Consider the following 7,493-nt stretch of genomic DNA (forward strand, 5'->3'; position numbering starts at 1 on the left):
ATGGCGAGTCTATTCGTCCAAAACCAAGAAGACTCGCAAAATCCCGGTCCGACCGGAAGTGGCAGCTCTCGCACGGCGATTGATGCGCACGGCTCCGCCGGGTTCGGGCAGCCCGCTGTTTAGGAATTCCCAGGGCAAGCCATGGAAGAAGGTCACCGGCCGGACCCGCTTTCTTGCACTCAAGAAGAAGCTTGGCTGGGACCAGGATCCGGCGCGGCAGCGGCATTCCTGTTACACCTGCCGGCACACGTTCGCGCACCGCATGCTCTCAGGCTACTGGAATGGCGGAGCCGGATGCTCAATCGAGGTATTGGCCGAATTGATGGGCAATACGCCCAAAGTCGCCTTCGACCATTACGGGCGCGAGTGGGGACAGCACTACCAAGAGCCGCTCTGGGCTGCCCTCGGGACTGGTGATTGAAAGTCGTCCCGGGCTTTTGGCCGCGCATCCGCCGGAGCCGCACATGCTTGGCTCGGCCGAAATTGACATGGGGTGATTCCCCCCGCTGAACAAGCGTTCGCTTGGACATCTGGTGCCGTGCGATGCTTTACCCGCGCCTAACAACTGCTATTCTACAGCCCGTCCATGCGGTTTCGATTCTCATAGTCGATGGCCACGTTGGCAGCCATGCACGATGCTTCGCCACTCTTGCGTCAGTGGAGTTTGTTGCGGGCCATCGCCGGCGACCGCGAGTCGACGGTCAAGTCGCTCGCTGCCGCCACGGGCATGAGCGAAAAGACGATCCGCCGCGACGTGTCCTTGCTGCGATGCGTCGGCTTTCCGATCGAAGAGCGATCCGGCGACTACGGCCGCAAGACGTTCTTCTTGAACCGCCCGCATACTCCCGCGCTCGGGTTCACCTACGACGAAGCTCTGGCCCTTTACCTCTGCCGGCGTGCCTCGACCGGCTTTGGCGGCACCTTCGTCGAGCAGGCCTTGGCCGTGGCCTTTCGCAAAATCGAAACCTCGCTCGGCCGCCGCGCCGCCAAGTACGTCGACACCATGCTCGCCCGCATCGTGCAGACGCAACTCGGCGGCGACTACGCCGGCAAGGCCGAACTGCTCGATCGGCTCTTCATCGCCATCGAAGAAGATCGGGCCGTGTTCCTCACCTATCAATCCCAGCGCTCGACCGAGCCGGTCACCTACGACGTTTATCCCTACCGCATCATCGAGCATCGCGGATCGCTCTACCTGTTCGGCCACTCGCCCGACCACGGCGAGCCGCGCACCTGGAAGGTAGACCGCATCACCGACGTCGGCCTGACCGACATTCATTTCCAACGCCCCGACGACGCGCAGCTCAATGCTCAGCTATCCGGCAACTTCGGCATCTTCTCCGGCAAAGGCGACATCGCCGTCCGCATCCATTTCGCCCCCACCGCCGCCCGCTACGTGAACGAAAAGCGCATGCACGCCAGCCAGCAAGTGCAAATGCAACCCGACGGCAGCGCCCTCGTCGAGTTCCAGCTCAGCAGTCTCGTCGAAATAAAATCCTGGATCCTCAGCTTCGGCCCCGCCGCCGAAGTGCTCGAGCCGGAGGAATTGCGAGAGGAGATCCTCGCAGACCTTCAAGCGTTGCAATCGATGTATCGGACAGGAAAGAAATCCATGACCAGTCCGCGCAGCCGCCGCACTATGCCGGTCGTGGAATCATCGCTTCAAGGCAAGACCACGATTCCAAAAGCCCGAAAATGAACGTCCGACGCAACGGCAGCTCGAATGCCAAGCTCATCGATCACAACTTTGCTCGTGCAGTCCGTGAAGCTCCAGCGGGAGGCCGCTTGCTGCTGGAAGAGTATCCAAGCACGATTAATGATGTCGGACGTAAGAAAATGAATACTACAGATGGCTTGGGCAAACAGTTGCTGCCCGACTTGCAGCGCAAGTCTCGGGCGCTTCCTGGCAATCAGCAGCGTGAGCGTCTCGTCGATGCAGTAATCGGACGTAACGAGCCGCTCGTCGTTCGCCTCGAACCATTTCGCGACGCGGGCATGGTCAGGATCATCAGCCACGAAGCGCGCGAACCAGGCACTGGTATCGACGAAGATCATGATCCGTCACTGATAGATCGCGCTGTCGTGGTCGGCCCCGCGGAACGCATCGCCAGGGTTCTCGTTGGCCACGCCGTCGATCGCCGCCAGCGCCGCCAAGTAACGAGCCCGCTCATGCGGCAGCATGGTATCACCCGCTTGGCCACCCGCCGCGCGTACCACGATCGTCACCTCCGTGCCATCCGGCAAGGAGATCGGCCCCTCGACAACCACCGCACCATTCTCGATCCGACCATGAATAGTCATCCCCTCATTCTAACACGACCCGCTTCAATGTGGCCGCGGCCGTTTGGCCGGGGAAAAGGACGCATCCTCGGCTTCGACACCTACATGGACCAGCTTCAATGTGGCCGCGGCCTGTTGGCCGCGGAAGGGCGGGGGCTTTTACCCAAACCATGCACAGTTCCTAGCTTCAATGTGGCCGCCCGTTCGTTGTGGACGGAAGCTCTGATATCAGTTAAACCATGAGAAAAAGCACCCGTCAATACCATGCACAGTTCCTAGAACAGTTACATGGCATTATATGTTCCACGTGTAGGAGTAATTTACCTACCCGCCGGAGACCAAATGTCATGACACATCATACCGAAGCGACGATGCTGGAGCGGTTGGCTGGCGTTTCGCGGCAGATCAAGGCGCTCGCACGCCGAAGCAGACAGACGATGTTCGATGAAGACGACCTGCTGCAAGAAGTCTCTCGCATCGCGCTCGAGTCACGGATCGACTGGGTTACGGTAAAGAATTCTTGGTTCATTGTGACTGCAATGAACATTCTTAAGTCCGCCGCGCGACGCGTCAGATGCTGGCGGCGGTACACCGAACAGTGCGAAGCCTCGGCTTCAACGGGCTTTGCCGATGACGTCGAGTTAACGGAGCTCCGCAAGCGCGTACAGAGCCGGCTAAAGCTCCTCCCCATCGTGGAACGAATCGCGGTGGAAAAACGTTTCTTCAGTGGCCGCCGACCGCATCCGGGACTGGGATCGACGCCGCGCACTCGGTTGCGGCGGGCGAAACTGCGATTGCGTGCGGACGATCGGCTCCGCTCATTGCATTCCGATCTGCGTTAACTAGGGATCCCAATCATGCATCGTACGTTTTCAGCAACATTTAAATTGCTGACGGGCAACGAGCCGTTTCCCTGGCAGACTGCTTTGTACGAAGAGTGGTTTAGCCAAGGCAAATTTCCGGCCTCGTGCAATTTGCCTACCGGCTTGGGCAAAACATCGGTGATCGCGATCTGGCTCATCGCACTGGCGCATCATCCCGAACGTGTTCCCCGGCGCCTTGTGTATGTCGTCAACAGACGTACGGTAGTCGACCAAACGACAGTCGAGGCCGCTATTTTGCGCAAAAACGCCGAAGCCGCTGGAGTGCCCGTCCCCGCGATTAGCACATTGCGCGGGGAATACGCCGACAACCGCGAATGGTCGGCGGATCCGTCGCGGCCCGCGATCATCGTCGGCACCGTCGACATGATCGGCAGCCGGCTCCTGTTCAGCGGCTATGGCATCGGGTTCAAGGCCAAGCCATTGCACGCCGGATTTCTCGGCCAGGATGTGCTATTAATCCACGATGAAGCGCATCTCGAACCCGCTTTTCAGCATTTGCTTAAAGCGATTGAGTGCGAACAGCATGGGGGCCGAGTGACTTTCGACGGAGGATGTGCTGGCCGCGGTTCGCAGACAACAGATTTTCGCCCGTTGCGAGTCATGGAACTCACGGCTACTTCGCGCGGACAAGGCGACGTATTTACATTGACCGCGGAAGACAAGAAAAGCTCCGTCGTCAAGCAACGGCTGGGCGCCAAGAAAGCGATCGTGCTGCACGAAGAACGCAAGCTTACCGAGCAAATCGTCGAGCTTGCGTGTGCCCGAGAGGATCAGAATCGAGCTGTGATCGTCTTCGCCCGCTCAGTGGAGGATGTCGAACGGATCGCCGCGAAGCTCCCCAAAGGTCGCGTTCAGCCATTGACGGGGACGATGCGCGGCTTGGAGCGCGAGCAAATGTTGCGAACGCCGGTATTTCAGCGGTTTGTCCCCACGTCGAACCGTGATGAGTTGGTAACACCGGCCGCGGGCACGGTCTACCTCGTTTGCACCAGCGCTGGCGAGGTCGGCGTGAATATTTCGGCCGACGATCTCGTCTGCGACTTGTCGACGTTCGAAAGCATGGCCCAACGCTGTGGGCGGGTCAACCGCTTCGGCACGTGCAAGGGAACCCGCATCGACGTTGTGCATCCAACGCAGTTCGACGCCAAGAACGAACTTGACGTGCGACGAGCGAGAACCTTGGTATTGTTGCAGTCCCTCGACGGCGACGGCAGCCCGAAATCGCTCAGCGGCCTTGCAAAGCAGAACGCGGAAGCGGTGCACGCGGCATTCAGCCCGACGCCGACAATCCTTGAAGCCTCGGGTATCTTGTTCGACGCCTGGGCGCTGACTACCATCGTTCGCGACAAACTGCCCGGCCGGCCGACCGTCGAGCCGTATCTGCATGGCATCAGCGAGTGGGAGCCACCCGAGACAGAGGTTGCGTGGCGGGAGGAAGTCGGTGTTATCACTGGCGACTTGCGGCAGCAATATGATCCCGAAGACTTGCTTGAAGATTACCCCCTCAAGCCACACGAACTGCTGCGGGACAATTCGAGCCGGGTATTCGATCGCTTAAAGAAACTCGGCGCTATCAAGGAGACCCCGGTCTGGATCGTATCCGACGACGATTCTGTGGAAGTAACGACTCTCGGCAAACTAATCGATGCGGGAAAAGAATCGCTCAATTATAAGACTGTACTATTGCCGCCATCGGTGGGTGGTCTCGACGGCGGCATGCTCACCGGCGGCCCGACCACCGCGAGCGATGTGGCCGACGAGTGGTTCGAAGACAAAGAACAGAGCGTCAAGCGGCGCGTCCGCGTGTGGGCAGAAGACCCGGAGTTCGGCGAGAAGACCCGGGAAATGCGGCTGGTCCGCCGGATCGACCTCCCGTCGGATAACGACGATGAAGAGGGCCGTTCTTGGCACTGGTATGCGCGACCACGGTCGGCTGATGACGACGGCTCGAAAACAAGTCGCGTCGCTACTACCTGGAATCACCATACAAGTGACGTAGAACGGGAAGCGAGGCGGCTGGCCGACTCGCTATTGCGGGCCAAGCCCAGGCTGCACGCGGCACTTGTTTTGGCGGCGAGGTTCCATGATTTGGGAAAACGCCGCGGCGTTTGGCAGCGGAGCATTGGCAATGACGATTATCCAGACAAACAATATGCCAAGTCTGGGCGTTTGCCCAATGGAGGGGAATTGCGACCGCGTGAGATAACGGACTTCCGCCACGAGTTCGGCACACTTGTTGACGTGCTGGATGAGAATCAGCCATATCTCGCTGAATTACAGAAGCTGGACGTCGAAGTGCAAGATGTGGTGCTGCATTTGATCGCAGTTCACCATGGGTACGGGCGTCCTCACTTTCCCATTGGCAATGTGCTTGATCCCGAGCCAAAGGGGCAAAACTTAACTCAGATCGCCACCAAGGTGCAGCAGCGCTTCGCGAAGCTGCAACGGGAGTATGGCCGTTGGGGTCTCGCGTATCTCGAATCGCTGCTCCGTGCCGCCGACTGGGCTGCAAGCGCAAATCCGTCCCCGATGGAGGAGGCATGCAATGAGTAACTCTGAACCGGCCAGCATCAAGGTCGATTGCGCCAATCCAGGCCAGTTTTTCGCCTGCTGCGGCCTCTTTGAACTGGCCAATCGCCTCTGGCGGGGTGCCGAAGCGTGGTTTGAGAGGCAGAAATTCTACATTGCATGTGATGGAACGCTGGGACAGTTGTTGGACGCTCTGGCCGGTTGCGGGCTGACGAACACGATGACTGAGGCACAACACGCCCGTTTCGCCGAACTCGGTGAGATGGCCACTGCCAAGCGTAGAGGCGCCGGCGTCGAAGACGAATACAAGAACCTGGGAAAACTACGTCGCGAGGCCCCCATCCATCTGAAGGAACCATTTGACATCACCTTGGACTGGTTTACCGATGCTTACGCTGGCGGGAGTCGGTTCAAAACATGGGCGGGCCAACAATCGGTGCTCAGTATCTCGACGTCAATGAAGGATGCCTTGAAGGAAGCCGCATGGAGAAATGAAGCGTGCTTGACTTTTTCGGCCAAGAATTGCGGCCTGCCGTTCAACTTCGATTCCGACCTAGGCGGGCAAGGGGGCGCCATTGATGTTGGTTTCAGCTTCGATCCGCTGGCCGGCAGCGCCTTGACGCGTATCGAGTCGTCGGCAAGGCCCGCGCTCGAACTGCTCGCTTTCATCGGGCTGCAACGCTTTCGCCCTGCGGAAATCAAAGGCGCAAATCGGTTTCTATACACTGCGTGGAATCGACCTTTGGCTATCCAAATTGCCATGCCCACCGCTTGCGGAGCGGTGCCAATCGCCGGCGCGAACCGGTACGAGTTCCGTCTGTTGTACCGCACGAAATACCTCAAGAGTTTCCTGCCCGCCATTCCCTTTACCGGAGCTTCCGATGAGTGACCTGGCCCAGTTCGATCTCTGGCTGACAACCGACAACTTCGCTGCGCTAGTGATTCGCGAGTATCTCGAACCGGTCGAAGGGCCAGACGGAGTGCTTTTCCCGGCGACGTACGCCGCTGCAGAAGACAAGAAGGTCTTCCCTGGCGGCTACAATATCGACCCGCCCGAGGGTGAGAAGAATGTCTGCCTCGTCGATAGCGTCGGCTCACAGGCGAACCGCATTGAACCGATCTTCGCCAAGCCTGACTATACACACCTTATTCCGCAAATCTGGGTGAAGGCCGGCGAGAAGTCCGTGAGCATCCTTGAAGCGGGCCACCGTGCCGGCGACGCCTTGGTTCGGTGCACACCCCTGCAGAAGGAATTGCAAAACGCCTTCAAGGCCGCACTGAAAGGCAATGCAGAGCCACTCGCCAGGATAGCACCAACGTCGCTCGTATTCGGCGTCTGGGATTCGCGCGACACACAGGCAAAACTGCCTCGCTTGGTCGCGTCTACAATCAGGGCGTTCGATGTTAAGCGGCTCACTCGATCCGCACAGTACAATCCGCCTGTAGACTACGCCGCGCTCGACGTGTTCAGCGAGGGAGACAAAGCGAAAGCCGAGGGCGATGCTAAGAGCCCTTTAGCGAAACGTGGATTCGTTCACGTTCCCGCGACCGGCACCCACGGCGGCGTGATCGCCACTGGTGAGATCCGGCGGGACGCAACTTTGAGCCTCGCCGCGTTGCGGCTGCTCACCGTCGGCAGCGATACCGAAAAAACGCTTGCCCTTCGCCGTTATGTCCTCGGCCTCTCGCTCGTGGCATTCATGTCCAATGCCTCGACCTATCTTCGTCAAGGGTGCAATCTCGTCCCAAGCGAAAAGCCCCGTGTGTTCAATCTGGTGCATTCCGACGGCAAACGCGAAG

General features: G+C 59.2%; 8 protein-coding genes. 6 read left to right on the plus strand and 2 right to left on the minus strand.

Going from position 1 to position 7,493, the window contains the following annotated elements:
• Positions 1-421, plus strand: a 421-nt coding sequence (locus VGG64_24160; protein ID HEY1602721.1) for a tyrosine-type recombinase/integrase, incomplete at its 5' end; no start/stop codon positions are given.
• 189 nt (positions 422-610) lie between these two features.
• Positions 611-1,699, plus strand: coding sequence for a WYL domain-containing protein (locus VGG64_24165; GenBank protein ID HEY1602722.1), 1,089 nt, complete (start codon positions 611-613; stop codon positions 1,697-1,699).
• On the opposite strand, the gene VGG64_24170 is transcribed toward VGG64_24165, so the two are convergent.
• Together VGG64_24170 and VGG64_24175 are read right to left on the minus strand one after the other, a co-directional pair.
• On the minus strand, positions 1,663-2,055 hold the full coding sequence (locus VGG64_24170) for a PIN domain-containing protein (protein HEY1602723.1): 393 nt from the start codon (positions 2,053-2,055) through the stop codon (positions 1,663-1,665). The genes VGG64_24165 and VGG64_24170 overlap by 37 nt on opposite strands.
• A 6-nt stretch (positions 2,056-2,061) precedes the next feature.
• Positions 2,062-2,301, minus strand: a complete 240-nt coding sequence (locus tag VGG64_24175) for a hypothetical protein (GenBank protein HEY1602724.1) — start codon at positions 2,299-2,301, stop codon at positions 2,062-2,064.
• A 326-nt stretch (positions 2,302-2,627) separates the two neighbouring features.
• On the opposite strand from VGG64_24175, the gene VGG64_24180 reads away from it, so the two are divergent.
• From VGG64_24180 to cas7u, 4 genes are all read left to right on the plus strand, one after another.
• Entirely contained in the window at positions 2,628-3,122 is a 495-nt protein-coding gene (locus tag VGG64_24180) for a hypothetical protein (protein HEY1602725.1), read from the plus strand.
• Between the two features lie 15 nt (positions 3,123-3,137).
• Positions 3,138-5,717, plus strand: coding sequence for a type I-U CRISPR-associated helicase/endonuclease Cas3 (cas3u, locus tag VGG64_24185; protein HEY1602726.1), 2,580 nt, complete (start codon positions 3,138-3,140; stop codon positions 5,715-5,717).
• The gene (gene cas8c, locus VGG64_24190; GenBank protein ID HEY1602727.1) at positions 5,710-6,582 is read left to right on the plus strand and encodes a type I-U CRISPR-associated protein Cas8c; all 873 of its coding nucleotides are present in this window, start codon (positions 5,710-5,712) and stop codon (positions 6,580-6,582) included. Before cas3u ends, cas8c begins: the two co-directional genes overlap by 8 nt.
• Positions 6,575-7,493, plus strand: a 919-nt coding sequence (gene cas7u / locus VGG64_24195) for a type I-U CRISPR-associated RAMP protein Csb1/Cas7u (protein HEY1602728.1), incomplete at its 3' end; no start/stop codon positions are given. The genes cas8c and cas7u, both read left to right, overlap by 8 nt.

This window comes from Pirellulales bacterium (assembly GCA_036490175.1).
Lineage (GTDB): Bacteria > Planctomycetota > Planctomycetia > Pirellulales > JACPPG01 > JACPPG01.